The organism is Pseudomonas sp. Pseusp18 (assembly GCF_059506005.1).
Genome location: NZ_CP169240.1, coordinates 2,184,450 through 2,208,115, shown reverse-complemented (window position 1 = coordinate 2,208,115; position 23,666 = coordinate 2,184,450). Strand labels below are relative to the sequence as shown.

The 23,666-nt window shown below is 60.7% G+C and carries 22 protein-coding genes; 11 read left to right on the top strand and 11 right to left on the bottom strand.

Annotated features, from left to right (window positions below; translation table 11 throughout):
- Positions 1-280: 280 nt before the first annotated feature.
- The 4 genes from ACEN9A_RS09880 to ACEN9A_RS09865 all read right to left on the bottom strand — a co-directional run bounded on the left by ACEN9A_RS09880 (position 281) and on the right by ACEN9A_RS09865 (position 6,995).
- Positions 281-598 (bottom strand): hypothetical protein, encoded by a 318-nt coding sequence (locus tag ACEN9A_RS09880; RefSeq protein WP_019649308.1) that lies wholly within the window; start codon positions 596-598, stop codon positions 281-283.
- The gene (locus tag ACEN9A_RS09875; RefSeq protein ID WP_258673335.1) at positions 595-5,247 is read right to left on the bottom strand and encodes an RHS repeat protein; all 4,653 of its coding nucleotides are present in this window, start codon (positions 5,245-5,247) and stop codon (positions 595-597) included. The genes ACEN9A_RS09880 and ACEN9A_RS09875 overlap by 4 nt, the downstream gene beginning before the upstream one ends.
- Positions 5,248-5,395: 148 nt before the next feature.
- A complete protein-coding gene (locus ACEN9A_RS09870; RefSeq protein WP_258673333.1) occupies positions 5,396-6,166 on the bottom strand; it encodes an HvfC family RiPP maturation protein in 771 nt (256 codons plus the stop codon).
- Entirely contained in the window at positions 6,159-6,995 is an 837-nt protein-coding gene (locus ACEN9A_RS09865) for an HvfB family MNIO-type RiPP peptide maturase (protein WP_258674164.1), read from the bottom strand. Before ACEN9A_RS09865 ends, ACEN9A_RS09870 begins: the two co-directional genes overlap by 8 nt.
- A 300-nt stretch (positions 6,996-7,295) precedes the next feature.
- Here ACEN9A_RS09865 and ACEN9A_RS09860 point away from each other — a divergent pair, with 300 nt between their 5' ends.
- Entirely contained in the window at positions 7,296-8,342 is a 1,047-nt protein-coding gene (locus ACEN9A_RS09860) for a class I SAM-dependent methyltransferase (RefSeq protein ID WP_064617006.1), read from the top strand.
- Between the two features lie 230 nt (positions 8,343-8,572).
- On the opposite strand, the gene ACEN9A_RS09855 is transcribed toward ACEN9A_RS09860, so the two are convergent.
- Positions 8,573-9,466 carry a LysR family transcriptional regulator gene (locus ACEN9A_RS09855; RefSeq protein WP_258673331.1) on the bottom strand — a complete coding sequence of 298 codons (894 nt, stop codon included), beginning with the start codon at positions 9,464-9,466 and terminating at the stop codon, positions 8,573-8,575.
- Positions 9,467-9,614: 148 nt separating this feature from the next.
- Between ACEN9A_RS09855 and ACEN9A_RS09850 the strand changes: the two genes are divergently transcribed.
- From ACEN9A_RS09850 to ACEN9A_RS09840, 3 genes are read left to right on the top strand one after another with little or no spacing between them, the layout of a single operon-like run.
- Positions 9,615-10,313: a CoA transferase subunit A gene (locus ACEN9A_RS09850; RefSeq protein WP_018928063.1), complete on the top strand. Its 699-nt coding sequence runs from the start codon at positions 9,615-9,617 to the stop codon at positions 10,311-10,313.
- 36 nt (positions 10,314-10,349) lie between these two features.
- A complete protein-coding gene (locus ACEN9A_RS09845) occupies positions 10,350-11,015 on the top strand; it encodes a CoA transferase subunit B (protein ID WP_018928064.1) in 666 nt (221 codons plus the stop codon).
- A gap of 11 nt (positions 11,016-11,026) precedes the next feature.
- Positions 11,027-12,205, top strand: a complete 1,179-nt coding sequence (locus ACEN9A_RS09840) for an acetyl-CoA C-acetyltransferase (RefSeq protein WP_258673329.1) — start codon at positions 11,027-11,029, stop codon at positions 12,203-12,205.
- 192 nt (positions 12,206-12,397) lie between these two features.
- Here ACEN9A_RS09840 and ACEN9A_RS09835 read toward each other — a convergent pair whose 3' ends face one another.
- Complete coding sequence (locus tag ACEN9A_RS09835) at positions 12,398-13,000, bottom strand: NADPH-dependent F420 reductase (RefSeq protein WP_018928066.1); 603 nt, start codon at positions 12,998-13,000, stop codon at positions 12,398-12,400.
- A 110-nt stretch (positions 13,001-13,110) separates the two neighbouring features.
- Here ACEN9A_RS09835 and ACEN9A_RS09830 point away from each other — a divergent pair, with 110 nt between their 5' ends.
- On the top strand, positions 13,111-14,007 hold the full coding sequence (locus ACEN9A_RS09830) for a LysR family transcriptional regulator (protein WP_258673326.1): 897 nt from the start codon (positions 13,111-13,113) through the stop codon (positions 14,005-14,007).
- A 16-nt stretch (positions 14,008-14,023) separates the two neighbouring features.
- Here the strand turns inward: ACEN9A_RS09830 and ACEN9A_RS09825 are convergent, their stop codons facing one another.
- Positions 14,024-15,343: an Nramp family divalent metal transporter gene (locus ACEN9A_RS09825; RefSeq protein WP_086945471.1), complete on the bottom strand. Its 1,320-nt coding sequence runs from the start codon at positions 15,341-15,343 to the stop codon at positions 14,024-14,026.
- Positions 15,344-15,490: 147 nt separating this feature from the next.
- Between ACEN9A_RS09825 and ACEN9A_RS09820 the strand changes: the two genes are divergently transcribed.
- The gene (locus tag ACEN9A_RS09820) at positions 15,491-16,273 is read left to right on the top strand and encodes a hypothetical protein (RefSeq protein WP_258673325.1); all 783 of its coding nucleotides are present in this window, start codon (positions 15,491-15,493) and stop codon (positions 16,271-16,273) included.
- A 79-nt stretch (positions 16,274-16,352) separates the two neighbouring features.
- Positions 16,353-16,940, top strand: coding sequence for a DcrB/PsbP domain-containing protein (locus ACEN9A_RS09815; RefSeq protein WP_258673323.1), 588 nt, complete (start codon positions 16,353-16,355; stop codon positions 16,938-16,940).
- A gap of 11 nt (positions 16,941-16,951) precedes the next feature.
- Here ACEN9A_RS09815 and ACEN9A_RS09810 read toward each other — a convergent pair whose 3' ends face one another.
- The 3 genes from ACEN9A_RS09810 to ACEN9A_RS09800 all read right to left on the bottom strand — a co-directional run bounded on the left by ACEN9A_RS09810 (position 16,952) and on the right by ACEN9A_RS09800 (position 19,910).
- Entirely contained in the window at positions 16,952-17,668 is a 717-nt protein-coding gene (locus tag ACEN9A_RS09810; RefSeq protein ID WP_258673321.1) for an alpha/beta hydrolase, read from the bottom strand.
- 215 nt (positions 17,669-17,883) lie between these two features.
- Positions 17,884-18,996: a succinylglutamate desuccinylase/aspartoacylase family protein gene (locus ACEN9A_RS09805; protein ID WP_258673320.1), complete on the bottom strand. Its 1,113-nt coding sequence runs from the start codon at positions 18,994-18,996 to the stop codon at positions 17,884-17,886.
- A 134-nt stretch (positions 18,997-19,130) separates the two neighbouring features.
- A complete protein-coding gene (locus ACEN9A_RS09800; RefSeq protein WP_018928073.1) occupies positions 19,131-19,910 on the bottom strand; it encodes an ABC transporter substrate-binding protein in 780 nt (259 codons plus the stop codon).
- 321 nt (positions 19,911-20,231) lie between these two features.
- Here ACEN9A_RS09800 and ACEN9A_RS09795 point away from each other — a divergent pair, with 321 nt between their 5' ends.
- The gene (locus ACEN9A_RS09795) at positions 20,232-20,876 is read left to right on the top strand and encodes a type 1 glutamine amidotransferase (RefSeq protein ID WP_258673318.1); all 645 of its coding nucleotides are present in this window, start codon (positions 20,232-20,234) and stop codon (positions 20,874-20,876) included.
- Positions 20,877-21,032: 156 nt separating this feature from the next.
- On the opposite strand, the gene ACEN9A_RS09790 is transcribed toward ACEN9A_RS09795, so the two are convergent.
- On the bottom strand, positions 21,033-21,467 hold the full coding sequence (locus tag ACEN9A_RS09790; protein WP_258673317.1) for a rhodanese-like domain-containing protein: 435 nt from the start codon (positions 21,465-21,467) through the stop codon (positions 21,033-21,035).
- 101 nt (positions 21,468-21,568) lie between these two features.
- On the opposite strand from ACEN9A_RS09790, the gene ftrA reads away from it, so the two are divergent.
- The 3 genes from ftrA to ACEN9A_RS09775 all read left to right on the top strand — a co-directional run bounded on the left by ftrA (position 21,569) and on the right by ACEN9A_RS09775 (position 23,663).
- The gene (gene ftrA / locus ACEN9A_RS09785; protein ID WP_258673315.1) at positions 21,569-22,540 is read left to right on the top strand and encodes a transcriptional regulator FtrA; all 972 of its coding nucleotides are present in this window, start codon (positions 21,569-21,571) and stop codon (positions 22,538-22,540) included.
- Between the two features lie 257 nt (positions 22,541-22,797).
- A complete protein-coding gene (locus ACEN9A_RS09780) occupies positions 22,798-22,986 on the top strand; it encodes a DUF1843 domain-containing protein (protein WP_018928077.1) in 189 nt (62 codons plus the stop codon).
- Between the two features lie 41 nt (positions 22,987-23,027).
- Entirely contained in the window at positions 23,028-23,663 is a 636-nt protein-coding gene (locus tag ACEN9A_RS09775; RefSeq protein ID WP_258673312.1) for a DUF1842 domain-containing protein, read from the top strand.
- The last annotated feature ends 3 nt before the right edge of the window (positions 23,664-23,666 follow it).

Sequence of the window (23,666 nt, the reverse complement as noted above, 5' to 3'; positions counted from 1 at the left end):
TGAACCTCGGCCACGCCGAAGCGTGTCCCGCGCACAGCCGCCGCGAACGATCTTACGGACACACATTAAGTGCCGCAATCAAACGACAAAGCTGTTGCACCATGAGAGAGGGCTCCTACACCCTGCCACCACTTCCGCGGTGACAGCGAAAGACTATCCCTATACCCCATCGTCCACCAGTTCACGAAAACCGCTACAACTTGAAGGAAACGTCCGAAGACCTTGCCCAGAAATTTCGCAGTTATCCCGAGAGATTTAAACAGCGCCTAGTCTGATGTGCTCAAATAATTTTCTTAGCCGCATAACCACTAGCTACTATCGTCAAAACAACATTATTGTCACGAGCAGAGGTGAAGCAGTAACTAGTCCCGATTTCCGAGGCATCAATCAAAATCAACTCCTGTGACAGGGAAGTAGCATTCTCCAGAAACATCTCTGAAACCTCTGTACCCACCGCCCCAAGAGACTTGACCCCTAAAACGTGTTCAAAGGTAATTTCCCAAAGTTCCTCCTGCCAATCCAGGAACTCTATGCACAAACTGTCGTGCTCGCAGGTTATCTTTTCGATTGTGCCGTCTGAAACCGGAAACTCTGTCATTTTGAAGTACCTGGATGTTTTTCACCGGCAGTGAAACCGGTTCCGTGTCCTAGTTGATAGCCCTCAGGCTTGACCTTTATTACAGCTTTTTTCTTATCCGCTTGACTCCAACTTAAGTGACTAGGTTTGAGTTCAAGATGATAGTGCTCCCCGTGATGCCTGGCATTAAAGGGCCCAGCATCTCCAGGATGACTTTCAAATCTTATGCTTGTATCTGCATTAGGTCGCCATTCCATTCTTTGGCTTCCATGCTTTGTCTGCGAAACTTTGGGTTGAACGCCTAGCGCTTCCGTAAGCTCATTCGGATCCTTTGGAAAGTGCGTATAAGCCTTCGGTAGCGGCGGCTCACCCTCATCAACCTTAACGCCAGTCGTATCATCCGGCGCCTGACACCCTGACTTATTGGGCGGCGGACAATTCCCGCTCAACCCCAACGGATCAACCCACCCCGTCGGATTCGGCGTGTACTGGTACTGGTTCAGCCCGCCCGCCAACTTGATCGGGTCCGGCGTCAGGTATCGGCCAACGTCCGGATCATAGTACCGATGTCGGTTGTAGTGCAGGCCGCTCTCGGTGTCGAAATACTGCCCCTGGAAACGCAATGGTTGGTCGAGCTGCTCGCCTCCACCGAGTGCCGGGTGCGTAACCTTGCCGTAGGCGTTGTACTTCGCCGACCAGATGATTTCGCCACCAAAATCCGTCAGTTCTTGTGGGGTGCCGAGGTGATCTAGCTGGTAGTAGAAGGGGCAAGCCGTTTTCGGGCCTTTACCATCGAGCATGGCCAGCGGGCGGAAGGTGCCGGGTTCGTAGACGTAGCTGCGGTAGTGCTCGCGGCTGCTTTCGGTGACAAGGTTGTCGCCCTGCCAGAAGAACTCGATGGTTTTACCGTCGACGGTTTTGGCGATGCGGCGGCCGAAGGCGTCGTAGCGGTAAGTTGAACTACGACCGTCCGGCGTGGTGACGCCGATCAGCCGGTGCTGGCAGTCGTAGCGGTACTCGGTGACCAGTTTCTGTGCGGCGCCGCGGCGTTCGCGGATCAGGTTGCCGAAAGCGTCGTAGTCGTAATGGCGGTCGCCTTGCATCAACAGGCGATTGCCTTTGACGGTCGTCGGGCCGGGACGGTCCTGCATCAGCAGGTTGCCGGCCGGATCGTGGGCGAAGCTTTCCGGTGGGTCGTCGCGGGTGTGGCGGACGCGGGTCAGGCGGTTGAGCGGGTCGTACTGGTAACTGCGCTGACCGTGGCGGGTGTCGGCGATATGGTCGAGATTGCCGTTGAGGCTGTAGGCATAGTCGCGGCGGTACAGGCTTTTTTGCTGTTGGCTGACGGCGTGGGCCTTCAGACGGCCCTGGTCGTCGTAGGCATATTCACTGAGTAGCAGGCCCTGTTGGCGGTTTTGTTCGCGACCGGCGAAGAACGTATGCGAGGTCAGTCGTGCGCCATTGAGGTCAATGGCCGTCAGCGCACCGCCCTTGGCGTGGCGGTAGTCGAGTTTGCTGCCGTCCGGCAGGCGCAGGCGGTTGAGCTGGCCGCAGGCGTCGTAGCCATAACGCAAGGAGCCCCAGCCCTGATGTTCGGTGATCAGCCGGTCCTGCTGGTCGTACTCGAATTCCAGCGGATGATCGTGGCCGTCGTCGACGCTGGTCAGCCGGCCCAACGAGTCGTAGCGGTATTCGACCTGGGTGCCGTCGGGCAGCGTTTTGACCAGCAAGCGCCCGGCCGAATCCCGCTCATAGGCCGTTACCCGCCGCGAGTCGTCATCGCCGAACTCGGTTTTTTCCAGCAGATGGCCGTTGAGGTCGTAGGCGTAGGCAGTGCGGCGGCCGTCGAAACCGGTTTCCTGGCGGATCAGGCCGCTGGGCGTGTAGTCCAGCCGATAGTGTTCGCCGGATTCGTTCTCGATTTCCGTCAGCAGCAGCTGCGCGTTGTCGTAGCGATAGCGCAATTGCGTGCCGTCGGGATTGATCCGGCGGCTGACCAGGTGCAAATCGTCGGCGTATTCGTAGCGGGTGATACGGCCCAGTTCGTCGCGTTCGGCGGTGATCTTGCCGTAGGCGTTGTAGCTGAACCCGCGCGTGGCCCCGGTAGGCAATGTGGTCTGGACCAGTCGGCCGACGGCATCCCATTGGCACTGGGTAACGGCACCGTGTTCGTCCTGACGGGTAATCTGCCGCCCCAGCGCATCGTAGGAAAACCGCCGCTGCCCACCGTCCGGCAAGGTCTCTTGGAGCAACTGCCCCAGGGCATTCCAGACCAACACATGCCGACTGGTGTCCGGATAGCGGATCGACAGCAAGCGGCCTTGTGCGTCGTAGTGGTAATGGGTGACCTGGCCGTCGGGATCGGTCGCCTCGGTGACATCACCCTGAGCATTGCGCCGATAGGTCCACACCGCCTGACCGCGACAGCGCGCATGCAGGAAGCCGTGGCGGTACTCGTAGGCCGTCGGCTCGTCTTCCGGCGGAATCAGCGCCACCAACCGTCCGACTTCGTCATAACGGTATTCGGTGACAGCCCCCAGCGGATCCTGCTCGGCGATCAACCGGCCCTGCTTGTCGTAGGCCTTGAGCTGTTCGCCGCCGTCCAGCTCGACCCGGCGCACCAGTCGCGCCCGGTCGTCATGGACGTAAACCTCTTCGCTGCCGTCGATGTTCCGGACCGTGACGCTGCCCTGGTCATCCCAGACATAGCGCGTGTCCATCTGCGCAAACGACGCCCAGTGGCGAATACATCTGGCCGCCTTGCCAGACCGTTCCCACTCCCAGAAGAAACTCGCGCCACCGGCCAGTTGCCGCTGCAGAATCACGTGCCGGTCGTCGTAGTCGTAACGCTCGCCTTCGCCGGCGGCGTTGCTCGCTTCGATCAGCTGATCGCGTTCGTCGTAGTGGTAACTGACCAGCGTCTGCTCGGTGTGCCAGGCCTCGGCAAGGGTCTGGGCCGGGCGAAAACTTTGGTAGTCGACGGCGATCAGGTGGGCGCGGTCGTAGCGCAACAGCAAGGCGCGGCCGGCGCCGTTGTCGAGGCGCTGGATGCGCTCCTGGCGGTCGCGGGTGATGCGCAGGCGGTTGTCGTAGGCGTCGCTGATCGCGGTCAGCCGGCCGTGGTGAAAGTGGTAGAACCGCGTGTCGTCGCCGGCCTGGGCGAGGATCAGTTCTTCGGGGTCATTGCCGAGGTAAATCGCCGCCCGTGACAGGCTGTTGTGGATCGCCGGGCGTTCGCTGCTCGGCAGCGGGAACGTGGTGCGGCGGTTTTCGTGGTCGATCCAGATGACCTGGTCGCCGTCGATTTCCAGCCGATGGGTGAGCGAATGACTCCAGCCAAAACCGAGGCCGACATCGATCTCGGCGGCGCTGGTGCGATAGAGTCGGGTGAAGTCGAACGGCAGGATGCCGTCCAGCGCACCGTCGGTGAGGGTCAGCAGTTCTTCGCCGGTGACCATCGATACCGGGCAGCCATTTTTGCAGGTCGACGGTGCACAGGTGGCGCTGTCGCCGTTGGGGTTTTTCGCCTGATCCGGGGAGTCGTCGTGGTGTTCGTTTTGCTTGAGCGTGGTGTTGCGTTTGGCATCCCAGCGCAGTTGCATCCGGCCTTTTTTCAGGCCCGCCGCAACACCGCGCGCGGCGACTTTTTTGTAGCGGTCGACGTAGCCGATGAAGTTATTGATGATCGTGAAAATCGCCTTCACGAGACGCACAACAGCACTGAGCAACTGCGCAGCTCGATCAGCCAAACGCATCGTCAGATAGGCGATGCCGGCACCCGCCCCGGCGAACGTCAGGACAATCCCGATCAGGATGTCGATCAGCAACTGCACCACGCCCGCCGACACCGCTTCAGCGGTTTTGCCGGCAATTTCGCTCGGTGGCAGCATGTCGAGCCACAGGCTGGCGCTGCGTAGCAACAGGCACAGCGCCGCTTCGTCACTGGCCAGTAGCTGGATTTTTTGCATCACTTGCGGTGATTTTTCCGCCAGTTCACGCAGCTGATCAGCACCGCTGCCCAACCGCTCAGCGAACTTCGCCGGATCCTTGAGAATGTCCGACAGCAGGCTGATGCTGTCCCACACGCCTTCAATTGCCGCCCAACTTCCCGCGAGCATTCCATTGCCTACAGCAACCGAAGACGATTCCGACCACTTCGGCTTGAACGTCTGCCATTCATCACGCAGCCAGCTGTCGAGCTCCTTCGTCAGGCCGTCGTACGAGGAAAACAGCTCATTTACCTGATCCGGGGTGACTTCGTTGTGAACATGAACGCGGTAGAACTTGCCAGGTGTACCGGTGAACTCTCCCTTGCCACGTTCATTGAGCGTCACAGGCGTCGACTTACCGCCATCCACCGCAATGACATCGACCTGAATATTCCCCAACGGAATGTCGTAAACCGATTCGAACTTGCTCTCGATCTGCAGAATTCCGCCGTCGGGACACTGCGCAACGCTGGAGAAAAAATCGTCATCGCTGCTGCTGACGGACTTACTGGTATCGCCCAGTTTGATTTTGCGTTCCATGTCCATCAGCGACGGCAAATCAGCGGCACGGCTGGCCATGTCCGCCGTTTGGTTGAACCAACGCTTAAGCTGTTTGCGGTAGAGCGTCAGGGAGTCCGGAAAACGGTCTAGCTCCTGCTCGATACGGGCGATGTGCTCCATCAACTCACCGAAAAGCAGGCAGCGACTGGAGAAAAAGAGTCGAACATAAGCAATCCCTTGCGCAGAAAATTAGGCGCGGGGACTTTGCGGGGGATCAATCAGGAAAGAAGTCAGGAAAGGTGGAAATGGATGTAGGGCGATTCGCTGATTAGCAGCGACTAAAGGCCGCTATGCCGATTACCCCCTCCCCATGCATCTGCCGCAACAACGCCAATCCACTATCGATAAAGGCCTGCGACCCCGCCATCCCCGCCTCCACCGCCAGCCCTTCCAACTGCGCCCGGCCATCGAGCTCAGGAAATTCCCCGATCCGCTGCAACAACCGCCACGCCAACGGGCTCAGTTCGGAAAAATTCACACTCCAGTCCTCGGCCCGACGCACCAACAGTAACGTGGGCTGAGTCGGTAGCACTTGCGGCCGATAATCCGGCCCCACTTTTTGCACCGGCCAGCCATAGGCCAACGGCCAGGCCAGTGGCGAAACCTGCAACGGCCGATCCAGCAGCAGCCCTGCATCACCGGCGGGTAGCGGCTCGGCGTCGGATTGTTGCAGGGCCATTTCGACCCATTCGTAATGCGCCAGCTCGACCATGAACGGCGGCCACGGTCCATCGCTCAACACTTGCGGTTCAGCGGCGAGGAATTCGACGAACTCCTGGGCGATCTCGCCGAATTTTGGTGTTTGAGCGCGGTGGTCCCGCAGGAAGATCCGCACCAGAGCACGCCAGTCACTGTCGCCCAATATCTTCACCAACACCGGAAAGGTGCCACTGAGCAACGACGACAGGTTCGAGAACACCAGGTTGCGATAAACCTGCGCCCGTGCCACGTCCATCCCGACGGGAGGAGCACAGTGGTCGGGGTCGCGCAGGTAGCGAGTCAATGTGTCTTGCTGCTGATACAGCGTCGGTTTATCCACGGTCCGCCTCCTCCTGCAGTCGGCGAATGGTCTGCAACTCGCTCACCAGTTCAGAGAACGCCGGGTAATTGAAGTCCCGTTCAAGCAGCGTCGGCTGTACGCCGAACCGCGCATACGCCTCGGCCAGCAAAGCCCAGACCACCGGTTTGACCGAGGCGCCGTGGGTGTCGATTTTCAGAGTGTCGGATTCGTCGAAATGCCCCGCCACGTGCATTGCGACTACCCGCCCCGTGTCGATGCCCGCCAGAAACGTCTGCGGATCAGAACCGTGATTGATCGAGTTGACGTAGACATTGTTGACGTCCAGCAGCAGGTCGCAATCGGCTTCGCGCAGCACTGCGTTGGTGAACGTCAATTCGTCCATGTCCTGCTGCGGCGCGGCGTAGTAGGAGACGTTTTCCACCGCCAGGCGCCGACCGAGAATGTCCTGTGCCTGACGAATTCGGGTGGCGACGTGGTGCACCGCTTCTTCGGTAAACGGCAATGGCAGCAGATCGTAAAGATGCCCGTCATCGCTGCAGTAGCTCAGGTGTTCGCTGTACAGCGGCACTTTGTAGCGATCGAGGAAAACCCGCACTTCTTGCAGAAAGCCTACGTCCAGCGGCGCCGGCCCGCCCAACGACAAGGACAAGCCGTGGCAGGACAACGGATAACGTTCGGCCAGGGCACGAAACGCCGCGCCATGCGCGCCGCCGATGCCGATCCAGTTTTCCGGCGCGACTTCCAGAAAGTCAAAAGCGCCCGCCGGGGCCGCTTGCAGGTCGTTCATCAAACCGCGGCGCAAGCCTAGCCCGACGGTCGCCGGCGCTGATGTGAGGGGAATTTGCATGATGTCGATCTCATCCTGGGATCCGGTCTCCAGCGCCTGAATGCTCAGTGCCGGCCGGCAGGTCCAGTTAAGCGACGCGGTGTGTCGGGTCTGTGTGCGCAAACGCCCCTCTTCTCAGCGCACTGTATCGGACAGGCAGCCAGATACAGAGGGATACACGAACTAGACTTGTTGATTACCCCCGTAGGGGGGAGCCAGGACGCGGTTATCGTCCTGTTCATTCCCACGATCACCGCCCACAGGTGCATGCCTCGACAAACAATGCCTGCGGGCCGTGATCCTGCTGAAGGAGCACACAAGATGGACGAGGCCAGACTCAATGATTTCATGGGCAAACTGGTGAGCGACATGGGTGGCGCGGCGATGCTCGCCAACGTCATCCTCGGCGAAGAACTCGGCCTGTACCGGGCCATGGCCGACAGTCAGCCCGTCACCCCCGAAACACTCGCCGCGAAGACCGGCTGCAACACCCGCCTGCTGCGTGAATGGCTCAGCGCCCACGCCGCCTCCGGTTACATGGAACACCGCGACGGCCAGTTCCGCCTGCCCGAAGAGCAAGCCCTGGCGCTGGCGATCGAAGATTCACCGGTTTATGTAGCCGGCGGTATGGCGGTGGTTGCGTCGTTTTTCCATGACAAGGACAAACTGGTCAACGCCATGCGCGGCAACGGTGCCCTGCCCTGGGGCGATCACCATCCGTGCATGTTCAGCGGCACCGAGCGGTTCTTCCGCCCAGGATACAAAGCGCATCTGGTCAGCGAGTGGCTGCCGGCGCTCGACGGGGTAGTGGCCAAACTGGAGGCTGGCGCGAAAGTGGCGGACATCGGCTGCGGACACGGAGCCTCGACCGTGATCATGGCCCAGGCATTCCCCGAGTCGCGGTTCGTCGGTTTCGATTACCACGCGCCTTCAATCACCGTCGCCACCCAGCGCGCCGAAGAAGGTGGCGTGTCCGGTCGGGCGCGGTTCTTCCAGGGCAACGCCAAGAGCTATCCGGGCGACGACTATGACCTGATCTGCTATTTCGACTGCCTGCACGACATGGGTGACCCGGTCGGCGCCGCAAAGCATGCCTATGAATCGCTCAAACCCGACGGTACGGTGCTGTTGGTTGAGCCCTTCGCCAACGACACGCTAGACGAGAACACCAACCCGGTGGGACGGCTGTTCTACGCCGCCTCGACCTTTATCTGCACACCTAACTCGCTGTCCCAGGAGGTCGGCCTCGGGCTCGGTGCCCAAGCGGGCGAGGCTCGGTTGCGCAAGGTCTTCACCGAGGCGGGGTTCACCCAGTTCCGGCGAGCCACGGAAACGCCGTTCAACCTGATTCTGGAGGCGCGTAAGTAACACCAGGATCATCACCCAGACTGGCGAAACCCCAATCTCTGTGGGAGCGAGCTCGTGTGGCGAGGGGGCTTGTCGGAACGCCGCATCGCCCCGTTCGACTGCGAAGCAGTCGTAAAACCAGTCACCGCGTTCTAAATCCAAGATCGCGGTGATTGGTTTTAGGGGTGCTTCGCGCCCCAACGGGGGCAAGCCCCCTCGCCACACGAGCCCGCTCCTACAGGTGACCGTGATCAGCTCAGACGCTCGCCAAGGTTTTCAGCCTTGAGAATATCGAACAACGCCTGCGCCGCCGCCGACAGTTCTTGCCCCGTCGTCAGCACCCCGATCGCCCGTTCCACCACCGGGTCGCGCAGGGTGATGCAACGCGCGCCCAGCTCGCGCATCTGCCCGGCGCACAACGCCGGCACCGCGCTCACGCCCAGTCCGCTGGCCACCATCCGCCCGACCGTCGCCAACTGATGACTTTCAAACTCCACCGGCAATTTCATGCCCCGCGCCTGCAAATGCTCTTCGAGCATTACCCGCACCGTGGACGGTCGCTGCAAGGTAATGAACGGTTCCTTGAGCAGGGTCTGCCAATCGATATCGCCCAGGTCCGCCAGCGCTGAATCAAGCGGCACCACCGCCACAAACCGGTCGATGTACAACGGGGTAAATTGCAGCGACGAACTCTGGGTAGGCTCAAACGCCACGCCCAATTCCACCTGGCGGTCGCGGACCATTTCCAACACCTGCTCGTTGATCACGTCGTTCACCGTGACGTTGACCTTGGGATAACGCGCGCGGAAAGTCTTGAGGATCGGCGGCAGCAGGTTGCCGGCAAACGACGGCATCGCCGCCAGCGTCACGCGGCCACGCTGAAGGGTGAAGCGTTGGCGCAGCTCATCCTCGGCATTGTCCCAGTCCGCGATCAGCCGACGGGCCAGTGGCAGCAGCGATTCACCCTCGGCGGTCAGCGCAACGTTACGGGTATTGCGGGTGAACAGGCGCCCGCCCAGGCCCTCCTCCAGCGCCTTGATGGTCAGGCTCAACGCCGACTGGGACAGGTGCAGCCGCTCGCAAGCCACGGCAAAACTCAAACTCTGGGCCACGGCCAGGAAGGCGCGGATCTGTTTAACGGTCATGGCCACTGTCTCCAACGTAGCGCGCACTCATTGGTGAGTTTTATCTATCAATCAACCTTAAAAATCAACTTAACAAATAAATCCTGTGGCGAGACACTCCCTCCCCATCCGGCTAGCCAGCCGCCCACAAAGAATAAAAGAGGTGCATATGGCAGGGTTCGACAAGCGCGTGTATTCCTATGAGGAAGCGATGGCCGGTCTTGAAGACGGCATGACCGTGATCTCCGGCGGCTTCGGCCTGTGCGGGATTCCGGAAAACCTCATCGCCGAGATCCAGCACCGGGGCACCCGTGACCTCACCGTGGTCTCCAACAACTGTGGCGTCGATGGGTTCGGTCTCGGCGTGCTGCTGGTGGACCGGCAGATCCGCAAAGTGGTGGCCTCCTACGTCGGCGAGAACAAACTGTTCGAAGACCAACTGCTTAAAGGCGAAATCGAAGTCGTCCTGACCCCTCAAGGCACCCTCGCCGAGAAAATGCGCGCAGGCGGCGCCGGCATCCCGGCGTTCTTCACCGCCACCGGCGTCGGCACTCCGGTCGCTGAAGGCAAGGAAGTGCGCGAGTTCAAGGGCCGCCAGTACCTGATGGAAGAATCCATCACCGGTGACTTCGCCATCGTCAAAGGCTGGAAAGCCGACCATTTCGGTAACGTGGTCTATCGCCACACCGCCCAGAACTTCAACCCGCTGGCCGCCACTGCCGGCAAGATCACCGTGGTCGAAGTCGAAGAAATCGTCGAACCCGGCGAGCTGGACCCGTCGCAGATCCACACCCCTGGCATCTACGTCGACCGGGTCATTTGCGGCACGTTCGAAAAGCGCATCGAACAGCGCACCGTGCGTAAGTGATCCCCTGCCCCCGGACCGAATGAAGGAATAACAACAATGGCACTTTCCCGCGAACAAATGGCTCAGCGCGTCGCCCGCGAAATGCAGGACGGCTACTACGTGAACCTCGGCATCGGCATTCCGACCCTGGTCGCCAACTACATCCCCGAAGGCATGGAAGTCATGCTGCAATCGGAAAACGGCCTGCTCGGCATGGGCGCCTTTCCGACCGACGCCGAAGTCGACGCCGACATGATCAACGCCGGCAAGCAAACCGTGACCGCGCGTATCGGCGCGTCGATTTTCTCCTCCGCCGAATCGTTCGCGATGATCCGCGGCGGCCACATTGACCTGACCGTGCTCGGCGCGTTCGAAGTGGACGTCGAAGGCAACATCGCCTCCTGGATGATCCCCGGCAAACTGGTCAAGGGCATGGGCGGCGCGATGGACCTGGTGGCCGGTGCGGACAACATCATCGTCACCATGACCCACGCCTCCAAGGACGGTGAGTCGAAACTGCTGCCCCGCTGCAGCCTGCCGCTGACCGGCGCCGGTTGCATCAAACGCGTACTGACTGACCTGGCCTACTTGGAAATCCACAACGGCGCGTTCATTCTCAAGGAACGCGCACCAGGCGTGAGCGTTGAGGAAATCGTCGCCAAGACCGCCGGCAAACTGATCGTGCCTGACCACGTCCCGGAAATGCAGTTCGCTGCCCAGTGAGGAATCCGTCCATGCAAGACGTTGTGATTGTTGCTGCCACTCGCACTGCCATCGGCAGTTTCCAGGGCGCGTTGGCCAATGTGTCCGCGGTTGATCTCGGTGCTGCGGTGATCCGCCAGTTGCTGGCGCAAACCGATCTGGACCCGGCGCAGGTCGATGAAGTGATCATGGGCCAGGTATTGACCGCCGGCGCCGGGCAAAACCCTGCGCGCCAAGCTGCGATCAAGGCCGGCCTGCCTCACGCCGTACCGGCCATGACCCTGAACAAGGTCTGCGGCTCGGGCCTCAAAGCGCTGCACCTGGCGGCGCAGGCGATTCGCTGCGGCGATGCCGAGGTGATCATCGCCGGTGGCCAGGAAAACATGAGCCTGGCCAATTACGTGCTGCCGGGCGCCCGCACCGGTCTGCGCATGGGCCACAGCCAGATCGTCGACACGATGATCAGCGACGGTTTGTGGGATGCGTTCAACGATTACCACATGGGCATCACCGCCGAGAACCTGGTGGACAAGTACGGCATCAGCCGTGAAGCCCAGGACGCCTTCGCTGCCGCCTCGCAACAGAAAGCCGTGGCCGCCATCGAAGCCGGGCGCTTCGTCGATGAAATCACCCCGATCCTGATCCCCCAGCGCAAGGGCGATCCACTGGACTTCGCCACCGATGAACAGCCGCGGGCCGGCACCACCGCCGAGTCCCTGGGCAAGCTGAAACCGGCCTTCAAGAAGGACGGCTCGGTGACCGCCGGCAACGCCTCGTCGCTGAACGACGGCGCCGCCGCGGTGATCCTGATGAGCGCCGCAAAAGCCAAGGCCCTCGGCCTGCCGGTGCTGGCGAAAATCGCCGCGTACGCCAACGCGGGCGTCGACCCGGCGATCATGGGCATCGGCCCGGTCAGCGCCACCCGTCGTTGCCTGGACAAGGCCGGCTGGTCCATCGATCAACTGGAGCTGATCGAGGCCAACGAAGCCTTCGCCGCGCAATCCCTGGCGGTGGCCAAGGACCTGGAATGGGACCTGAACAAGATCAACGTCAACGGTGGCGCCATCGCCCTGGGCCATCCGATTGGAGCCTCGGGTTGCCGGGTGCTGGTGACCTTGTTGCACGAGATGATCAAGCGTGACGCCAAGAAAGGCCTCGCCACCCTGTGCATCGGTGGCGGTCAGGGCGTGGCATTGGCGATCGAGCGCTAGCCCGAGACCGCGTTGTCGTTCATCGTGAGCAGGCTCGCTCCCACAGGTGACCGCATTCTCCCGAGAGCACTCGGTTACCTGTGTGAGCGTGGCTTGCCCGCGACGACGGCGGCACAGTCAACATTGATGTCGCCTGACACACCGCTTTCGCGGGCAAGTCCCCTCACCACAACGGCTGGAAACCTCTGGCCCTCAGGCAAATTTCACCAGGTTCAAGACCGGCAACGGACCGCCCGGGAACTGCACCAGCCGCGCCCCGACACTCAGTTCGCCCAGATCGATTCCAAAGAAGCCCAATCGCTCGATCAGCGCTGCCACTTGAGCCTTGGCCTCGGCATCGTCACCAGAAAGAAACAACACTCGCCGCCCACCCTCCGCCGCCGGATCACTCTCAAGCAGATGCGCTTGAAGGTGATTGAAGGCCTTGACCACCCGCGCGCCAGGTACCCATTCGGCAAACACTTCACTGGACGGACGGCCCTGCAAATCCACCGCTTTGAACGATGGCGCCTCGATCGAATTGTTCGCGTCGATGACAATCCGCCCGCCGAAATCCGGCAATCCGGCCAGTGCCGTTGGCAATTTCGACCAGTTCACCGCGACCAGAACGATCGGCTGCGCGGCCGCTTCTTCACGGGTGCCGGCCCGCGCCGTCGGCCCGAGTTCTTCCACCAGTGAGGCCAGGGTTTCCGGGCCGCGGCTGTTGGCGATGACGACTTCAATGCCCTGACGGGACAATGCTTTGGCGAAGGCTGTGCCGATGGCGCCGGCGCCGATGATTCCGATAGTGCTCATGGTGTTCACTCCGTAGTAGGTTGGTGGAGTGAATACTGCGCTTGCCATTACTACTTTATTAGACGGTAATTAGTTGAATGATCTTCAAGTATTAATATCAGGTGTCTGAGATGGAAACACTCGCCAACCTCGAATCTTTCGTGCGCAGCGCTGAAACCGGCAGCTTCTCCGCCGCCGCACGGTTGCTCGCACTGACGCCCGCCGCCGTCAGCCGCAACGTGGCGATGCTTGAACGCAATATCGGTGTGCGGCTGTTCCAGCGCTCGACCCGCAAGCTGTCACTGACCGAAGCCGGCGAACGCTTTCTGGCCAGCATCGGCGACAATCTGCAGGCGCTGCAGACGGCGATCAGTGCGGTGTCCAGTGATCGCGGGGAGCCGGCGGGGGTGCTCAAGGTCAGCTTGGCGCCGACGTTCGGCATTGACCACGTGTTGCCGCTGTTACCGGAATTTCTGGCGCGCTACCCGCTGATTCGCTTGGAATGGCACTTTGAAAACCGCCAGGTCGATCTGATCGCCGAAGGGTATGACGCCGCCATCGGCGGCGGTTTCGAGCTGACACCCGGGGTCGTCTCGCGGACGTTGGCAGCGGCGGATGTGGTGGCGGTGGCCTCACCGGCGTACATGGCCGGACGCACCCTGCCCAGCAGCCCGGCGGACCTGGCTCAGTACAACGGCATTGTGATGCGCGGCATTCGCACCGGGCGGGTGCGCCAATGGGTGATGCGGGATAGCGTGGGCAATGAAGCCAGCGCCGAGCTGAGTGAAAACATCGTGCTCAATGACCCTGCCGCCATGCGTGAAGCGGCCCTGCTCGGCCTTGGTGTGACGCTGCTGGTGTCGCCCGATGTCATCGCCCATATCCAGCACGGCGAACTGCTGCGCTTGTTGCCGGACTGGCATGCCGACGCGGGATCGATCTCGCTGTATTACCCGAGCCGCACGTTGATGCCGGCCAAGACCCGGGTGTTTATCGATTATCTGGTTGAGGCGTTTGAGCGGGGGTGAAGATCAAAAGAATGACTCAGCCCACAAACTGCAAAATCAACCAGCTGTTGGCCGCACTGATTACCGTAAACAATCCCCACGCCAACACCCGAGTTGGCAGCCGATTCACAAACGGCCCCATGAGCGTCTGATCGTTGGTCATGCGAATCAACGGGTACAACGCGAACGGCAGTTGCAGGCTGAGTACCACCTGACTCAACACCAGCAGTTTGCCGATTGCCCCGTCGCCCATCAGCCACACGCCGATAAACGCCGGGATCAGCGCCAGCCCGCGAGTGATCAAGCGCCGTTGCCAGCAGGGCAAGCGCAGGTTCAGGTAGCCCTCCATGATCACTTGGCCCGCGATGGTGCCGGTGAAGGTCGAGCTCTGCCCCGACGCCAGCAACGCCACACCAAACAACACACTGGCCAACGCCCCGCCCACCAATGGATCGAGCAAGTGATAGGCATCCTGGATGTCCACCACGTCGGTGTGCCCGGTCTTGTGGAAGGCCGCGGAAGCAAGAATCAGGATCGCCGCGTTGACCAGCAGTGCCAGGGCCAGGGAGCCGATGGTGTCGATGCGCGCCAGTTTGACCGCGTCCTGCTTGCTGGCCAGGTCTTTGCCGATCATCCGCGTCTGCACGATCGAGGTATGCAGGAACAAGTTATGCGGCATCACCGTGGCCCCGAGAATACCGATGGCCAGGTACAACGGCGCCGCATCGCCGATCACCGAAAGTGACGGTGTGAAACCGCGAGCGACATCCGGCCAATAGGGTTTGATCAGCAGCAGTTCGACGAAGAAACACGCGCCAATAGTGCCCACCAGCACCAGCATGATCGCCTCCAGCCGACGAAAGCCGCGATTTTGCAGGGCCAATACCAGCAACGTGTCGAACGCGGTGAGCGCGATGCCAAACGTCAGCGAACAACCCAGCAGCAAGTGGAACGCCAAGGCGCAGCCAAGCACTTCGGCAAGGTCGGTGGCGATGATCGAAATTTCCGCCAGCAGCCACTGGGTCCGTGCGGTCCGCGTGCTGTAGCGCTCCCGGCACAACTGCGCCAGGTCGCGCCCGGTGGCGATACCCAGACGCGAGCACAAACACTGCACCACCATCCCCGCCATGCTCGCCAGCAACACCACGAACAACAGGCTATAGCCAAACCGCGAACCGGCCTCGATGGCCGTGGCCCAGTTGCCCGGGTCCATGTAGCCGATGGACACCAGCAAACCGGGGCCGGCAAAACGCAGAACGCGCTTGTAGAACGAAGCACCAGGGTCAACGGCAACCGTGCCGGCCACTTCCGGTGGGCAAAACGGCGCGGTGCCGACTTTGGGCAAACTGAATTTCACGCAAGCATCCGTCAACAGGTGGGAGCGCGCAGCTTAGACGTTTCGCGCACCCGGGTGTAGGCGCTCAACGCTTGCGCAGAGACCGCCTTAAGCAATCCATCGCCCGCAATGCTAACGTGACCGGCACACACAAATGGAGATGCGTGCGTGCTGATGCTCAAGCTGCTGGTGATTCCGGGGTTTCTGTTGCTGATTTCCCTGGCCGGTAAACGCTGGGGACCGAGCGTGGCCGGTTGGCTGTCGGGGTTGCCGGTGGTGGTCGGGCCGATTCTGTTGTTCCTCGCCATCGAGCAAGGCCATGTGTTCGCCGCTCAGGCGGCAACGGCGGCGCTTTCAGCCATGTTCGCGATGATTGCCTTCTGCGTGACGTATGCCCAGGTCGCACAACGCTTGAGCTGGTCGTGGGCACTGACGATGGCGCTGCTGGTCTGGGCGTCGGTGGCTGTTGTGCTGTCGCTGATCCCGCCGTCGCTGACGCTCTCGGTGATCGCCGCCGCCACCGCGTTGCTGGCCGCGCCGTACCTGTTTCCCTCGGTGCAACCCGTCGTTTCAGGCCCGGCGCCCAAATCCGACAAACTGCTGCTGCGCATGATGGCTGGCGCCCTGCTCACGTTGGCAGTGACGCTGCTGGCCAGCACCGTCGGCGAACGCTGGAGCGGATTGCTCGCAGTATTCCCGGTGCTGGGCAGTGTGATGGCGGTATTTTCCCAGCAGACTCGCGGGCCGGCGTTTACGGCGGCGTTGCTGCGGGCTACAGCTACCGGGATGTATTCGTTCGCGGCGTTTTGTCTGGTGCTGGCGTTGGCGTTGCCGAGGTTCGGCTGGACGGGATTTGCATTGGGGATAGGCGCCTCGCTCGGGATGCTGTTGGTGACTAAACAACGGGCATTGCGCCCAGCGCCCTATCGTTTCAACGAACGGCAACGATGATCACCACGCACCCGGTGTAGCAAATCGCGATCCGTGGGATGATCGCCGTCATAGCGCTACCATCCCACGGAGAGTTTGAATGTCATTGTTGAGTAAAAAAGCCGTTGTTCTGCTGCTGACAGCGGCTGCCAGCCTGGGGGCCTTGAATGCGCAGGCGGCCAAGGCCACTACCAGCGACAAAGCGCCGACCCAGAAGGTCTCGATGCTCGGCGGCAAGTTCACCTTCACCCTGCCCAAGGGCTTCATTGCCAATCCGCTGCCGGCCGGCGACGCGGCCACCGGCACCGCCGGGGCGACGGGCACGATGTACACCAACCAGACCAGCAAAACCGTGGTGATCGCCGCCGAAAACACCATTCCCGGCGGCGCCAACGTCAAGGACAACGACGGTGAGTTCCTCGACGCCACCGTGTCCGCCTTCGCCACCGAGCAACGCAACGCCTTGCCGGACTTCAACAAGCTGAGCGAAAAAAGCCTGACCCAGAAAGGCACGGGGCTGGGCCTGCGACAGATCGACAGCACCGCCACCCAGGGCGGCGGCATGACCCTCGACACCTCGCTGATGGCCGCCTCTGGCACTCGCATGGCCATCATTCAGGTCATCTCCCGCCCCAACGACAAAACCGGCCACGAAACGCTGGTGAACCAGATCATCACCGGCCAATAAACCCGACCGGCTCAGGGATTGAGGCGCTGCAACCAGGCGCTCAAATCCTGCATCTCGGTGGCGCTGATGCTGTGGCCGACACCTTCGTAGGCATGAAACTCGGGCTTGAGTGACAGCCGTTGCAACAGGCTGTCGGCCTCGGTGCCGTCGTTGTAGGGCAGGCGTTTGTCGGCGGTTCCATGACCGATGAAAATCGCCAGCGACTGGCGTTTTTCATCCGGTTTGAGTTCGGACTTGAGCACCGGCAGGATGCGCCCGCTCAACGCCGCAATGCCGCCCACCGCCTCGGGATGACGCAAAGCGACTTCATAGGACATGATCGCGCCCTGGCTGAAACCCACCAGGAAAACCTTGTCCGTTTCGGTGTGATATTTCTTTGCCGCTTGTGCGACGAAATCCAGCAGCACCTGGCTGCTGGTCTTCAGGTCGTCCGTCTCGCCGTTGTAGGCGCCCTCGCCCTTTTTGCGAAACCACTGGTAACTGCCCTCTTCCAACGTCATCGGCGCCCGCACCGACAGGTAGTTGTACTGCGGTGGCAATTCATCCTTGATGCCGAACAGATCCTGCTCGTTGCTGCCGTAACCGTGCAGGAAAATCACCAAGGGCTGGTTACGGGATTCGACGTTGGCCTGTTCCAGGTACTTGAGTGGCAGATCGGTGTGTAGCGGGATTTCAGCGTGGACGGCGGTGGACGCCAGGAGCGTGAGCAGAGCGAGAAACTTCAACATAAACCTTCCTTCACAGCGCGCAGGATTCGGGGCAGAGCCTAACATCTCTTCCCGCCGATACATCGCCTCCCTCCGATGCACCGTTTCCCTCTGATGTACCGCGCCCCCGTAGGAGCTGCCGAAGGCTGCGATCTTTTGATTTTGCTTTGAAAAAACAAGATCAAAAGATCGCAGCCTTCGGCAGCTCCTACATTTGGATCGGGTCCGACCTTTAGTCAGTCGTTGACCAGTTTCCCGACCCGGATCGGCTCACGTCCGGCGACTTTCGCCTGCCAGGTGCCCGGTTGCGTGTAGCGTCCGCGATCGATGGCAAACAGCACGCCGCTGGTTCCGGCACACACGGTCGTGGTGCGGTCGCTCAACGGATCGACTACTTCAAACAATGCGTCGCCCCGCTCCACCCATTCACCTGAATTGCGCAGGAAACTGACCACCCCGTGATGCGGTGCAAACAGGTACTCGGTGCCTTCGAACGGCAGGCCCTCACAGCATTCGCTCGGCGCTGCCGGCCAGGTGCCGGTGATGAAACCCTGTTCGGCGAGGAACCCCATGATCGCCTCGCAATTGGCCTGGGCCTGATCGACCCGGGTATCGCCCATGCTGCCCAGCTCCAGCGTGGTCGCCAGGTTGGCCGGCGGGATCGCTGCCTCGGGAAAGGCCCGCGCCAGGCGCAACCACGGCGTAGAGCACGACTCATCGAAAGAGCTGCCGCCGGAATCCTCACACAACAACGCCACCCCGGCCTTCAAGCGAGCCGCCAGGGAGCGCCATTGCGGCCAATGCTGCGGCAAGGCATACAGGTGAATCGCCGCGTCGAAATCGCAATGCAAGTCGAGGGTGATGTCGGCCTCGCAGGCGTGGCGCAGCAGCAAGCGGTGCATGGCTTCCAATTGCGAAAGCGGTGCCGGCAATCCATCGAGCACCTGCCCCATGGTCTGGCGAATCAGTACGATGTTGGCCTGGGCGTCACCCCCCAATTGATCGCCGATCAACTCAGCCACCGGTGCGCTGAGTTCAACGAACGAGCGGTTGAAGTTCTTGCCGCTACCCAATTCGAAGCGACCCATGTGGCTGCCTTGCAGGTGCTGATCGAGGCCGATGGGGTTGGCCACCGGCACCAGTTCGATGATGCCCTGAAGTTGCCCCTGGGTTTCGAGCTCGGCCAGACGCTTCTTCAGTTCCCAGGCGGTGCGCATGCCCGGCAGTTCGTCCGCGTGCAGGCTGGCCTGGATGTAAACCTTGCGAGTACCCGCGCCATAACGAAACACGCTGAGCGTGCGTTCAGTCCCCAGATGGCTCCAGGGCAGTGAATGATCGATGCGTTGCATGGGGACTCCTGTAGGCTCGGGATCGCGGGGCTTTTGTGGGCTCACAATTGCCGGGTTTCTGTAGGAAATGTGTTTTGCAGGGCAATAAAAAATGGCCACCGCATCAACGGTAGCCACTTTTTTTCTACGGCGTATTAATGGCCGTAAACATCGAAGTTGAAGTACTTGTCCTGCACTTGCTTGTACTTGCCGTTGGCGCGAATTTCAGTGATGGCGGTGTTGAATTTGTCTGCCAGCTCTTTATCGCCCTTGCGCACGGCAATGCCGGCACCGCCGCCGAAGTACTTGGCGTCTTCGTAGGTCGGGCCGACAAACGCGAAGCCTTTACCGGCGTCGGTTTTCAGGAAACCGTCGTCCAGGTTGACCGAGTCGGCCAGCATCGCGTCAAGGCGACCGGCAACCATGTCCAGGTTGGCTTCCTGCTGGGAACCATAACGCACCAGGTCGATGCCGGCCGGCACCAGCACTTCGGTGGCGAAGCGGTCGTGGGTACTGGCGCGCAGTACACCCACTTTCTTGCCCTTGAGCTCGGTCAGTGGATCCTTGACGTTGGTGCCTTCCTTCATCACGAAGCGCGCCGGGGTGTGGTAGTACTTGATGGTGAAATCGACGTTCTTCTTGCGGTCGTCGGTGATGGTCATGGACGACAGGATCGCGTCGATTTTCTTGACCTTCAGGGCCGGGATCAGGCCATCGAACTCTTGCTCGACCCAAGTGCACTTCACTTTCATCTGTTCACACAGCGCGTCACCGATGTCCACGTCGAAACCGGTGAGTTTGCCGTCGGGGGTTTTCATCGAGAATGGCGGGTAACCGGCTTCGATCCCGAGGCGAATCGGTTTGGCGTCTTCGGCCACGGCGGTCAGGGACAACATCGACAGTGCCAGGGCACCGAACATCACTCGCTTCTTCATTTATAACTCCTGTGTGCGGAGGCTTTTATTGGCAGCTTTCGATTGGCAACTTTCGGCTAGTGAAGACCGAAGTGGCCGGCAGTCTAGAGCGGCTACAGGAGGGCAAATTGTGTTTAGGCGACAAATACTTATAAAAAAGAAGCCGAGGGATTCGACGCACTTGAAGTGTGCTCCGAGGTGGTGCAAGGACTGTAGGACAATCCTTTGCTTCAGACAAAACCTACACATTTTCGGGTACTGATCCGATCGAAGAGTCGCACTGGCGATGAACCTTTTTTTGCCTCACATTGACCCGCCAACTGCCCCCACAAGAGAAACGTGATGCCCGCGCTGAATCTGATCCAGCACCATCCTGCCGAAGGCCCCGGCGCCATTGCCGAATGGGCCCGATCCCGAGGCATCACCCTGAACGTGTTTCGCGCCGACCTCGGTCAGTTGCCGCCGGTGAGCGCGGCACCGCTGATTCTATTGGGTGGGCCTTATGAATCAGGTGCCGGGCCGGCATGGCTGGAAACAGAACGTCAGTGGCTGGCGGGCAGCCTGGATCAGGGCGCGGCGGTGTTCGCGATTTGCCTGGGGGCGCAGTTGCTGGCGCTGAGCCTGGGTGGCAATGTGCGGCGGATGGCTCACACCGAAACCGGCTGGACTACCGTGACCTTTGCCGATGGCCAGACGCTGAAGGTGCTGGAATGGCACGAAGACGCGATCGATCTGCCGCCCGCTGCGCAGTTGCTGGCCAGCAGCGAGGTTTGTGAGCAGCAGATGTATCGCGTTGGCCCGACGCGGGTGGGGTTGCAGTTCCACCCGGAATGGAATGCTGAATCGGTGGCGATCCTCAATGAGCACTTTGGCGAGGAATCACCGTTGCCCCGGGAACCACAGGACGGCGCCGCTTATGCAGCAGTGTTTGACTGGCTGCAGGCGACGCTGGATGCATGGTGGAGCGCTTCATCAGCTAATCGCTGAATCTGTGGCGAGGGAGCTTGTCGGATCGCCGCACCGTCCCGCTCGGCTGCGAAGCAGTCGTAAACACTGAGAACACGGTTTATTCAGGGGGCATGGTTGGCAGTTCTCGGGGCCGCTTCGCGCCCCAACGGGAGCAAGCTCCCTCGCCACACTGAGTCAGCATTCACAGCTAATGGTCAACGCAACGGCGGGTTGCACCGCAACACTCAACTCAAACCCTTCATCCAGCCACCCGGTCACCCCGCCGATCATCTCCTTGACCGGGTAACCCAGTGCCGCCAGCTTCACCGCGGCCTTGTTGGCGCCGTTGCAGTGAGGTCCGGCGCAATAGACCACAAACAGCGTGGACTTCGGATAGTCCGCCAGGCTATCCGCTGTGATCAATCGACTCGGGATGTTGATCGCGCCTGGCACATGTCCGCGTTCGAACGCCAACGGTCCGCGCACGTCCACCAGAACAAAATCCACCTCGCCGGCCTCTTGGCTGCTGTAGACGTCGGAACAATCGGTTTCGAAGGTCAGACGATTGCTGAAGTGCATCAGGGCGATGGCGGACGGGGCTGCGGGAATCTCGCGAACCAGGCTAGGCATGGGCTGTACTCCAAAGTCTCAGTGGGTGTGAGAAAACTTTATCTGCTCCGGCCTTGCCGCTACAGTGGCGCACAAGACACTCACCGGGAATTTTCCGCCAAATGCAGCCCACCCCAGGTTTAGTCGCGATTCTGGCCTACGACGGCCTCTGTACCTTCGAATTCGGCATTGCCGTGGAGATCTTCGGCCTGGCGCGGCCAGAGTTCGATTTCCCTTGGTACGAGCACCGCATCGTCGCCGTCGACCAAGGGCCGATGCGCGCCATGGGCGGCATTCAGGTGCTGGCCGACGGCGGGATGGAACTGCTTGAGCGCGCCCGAACCATCATCATCCCCGGCTGGCGCGACCGCAGCGCGCCGGTGCCGGAGCCCTTGCTCGCAGCCCTGCGTCAGGCTCATGCCCGAGGCGCGCGGCTGCTGTCGATCTGTTCCGGGGTATTCGTACTGGCGGCCACCGGTTTGCTGGACGGTCACGGCGCCACCACCCATTGGCGCTACACCACTGAACTGGCCGAGCGTTTCCCGAACATTCTGGTGGATCCGGACGTGCTCTATGTCGATTCGGGTCAGTTGATTACCTCGGCCGGCAGCGCCGCCGGCATCGATGCCTGCCTGCATCTGGTCGCGCGGGATTTCGGCACGCAGGTGGCCAACTCGGTGGCGCGGCGGTTGGTAATGTCGCCGCAACGCACCGGCGGCCAAGCGCAATTCATTCCGTCACCGGTCAGCCCGACGCCGCGCAGCGATCTGTCGCGGGTCATGCAGTGGGCGCGGGAACGTCTGCATGAACCGCTGGAGGTTCGCGACCTCGCCAGCGAGGCGGCCATGAGTGAGCGCACGTTCCTGCGGCGGTTCACCGAAGCCAGCGGTATGCCCCCCAAAGCGTGGCTGCAGCATGAACGCCTGGCCCGGGCCCGCGAGCTGCTGGAGAGTACGAATCAAAACACCGACCAGATTGCCCAGCGCTGCGGTTATCGCTCGGTGGAGAGTTTCCGGGCGGCATTTCGCAGCGTGGTCGGCGTGCCGCCTTCGGTGTATCGGGAACGGTTCGGGCACAAGGTCAGCGCTGTTTGAATGATCTCAGTCCAGGGCGTTACAGACCGCCCCAACACTCTTTATCAATGGCGATAAAAACAATAAGGACTCATGAGGAATCGCACTAACTTATCGCCAATCTTAATATCAAATATCTCGACTGCTCACCCGCCGCGATAAATAAAACGATATTAAAAATTACTCTTGCACAGCCCATTGCATATTTATCGGCGCCTGCTTAACTGCAAAAACTGCTGATGACAGCAGTGCCCGCAAACACCACGGAAGGAATCGTTATGAGCACTTCAACTCGCCATAGCATGCCCCCCTATGGGGTGGCCATCCAAGGCGCGATCAAGGCAGGCGACCTGCCGCAAATGAAGACGCTGTTGAAACAACGCGATGCATCCACACCAGAAAATAAAGAGCTAAAAACTGCTTACGAGCAGTTGGTTAAGGAAATCGCACGCCTGGAAAAGCACTAATAGCTATTTCCACGCCCCTTATTGCAATGGAGGCAATAATTATGTCTGGTTCCAATCAACAACCTGTCGGCTTGTTCCCACTCTGCTACCGAATTGGTACTTCGGCCGCGGGCGCACAAAGTCTGGCACTTAATCTTCTGGTCTTTACCCCTGACCAAACAGTAAACGGCACTGCCGCCATCACTCAGGCCACCAACCCGCCGCTGGATGTGCACTCCGATGTCTGGGGCGAATACACCTACCTGACGGTTATGAAACCTGGCGTCAGCAAGATCTTGATTACCGCTCAAGGCAATAATGGCGGCCCGGGCTCGAACTCAATCGTGAATTTCAAGTTGCATCTGGTAGTCGGTAGCGACTGGAAAGAAGGTGTCGCCAATTACGAGTACTTCAATGGTCAGCGGTGGGTCCAGGTCAATGCTCCCGCCCATCTCGTCGAGTCGGTGCCCTCCAACGCTTATAAATCAGTGCCTTTGGAGCCCGGCCCGGTCATTCTGCCGTATCCACCGATCATGCCGCTGTACGCCGCGCCGATTCAAAGTGCCATTGCCAGCGGTGACCTGGCCCAGATGAAAAACCTGGCGCGCTTGGCTCAACAACAACTGGATCAGCAACCCCAGCTGCAAAGTGCGCTCGAAACGGCCAAGGGTGAAATCAGCCGGCAGGAGCGCCGCTGACCT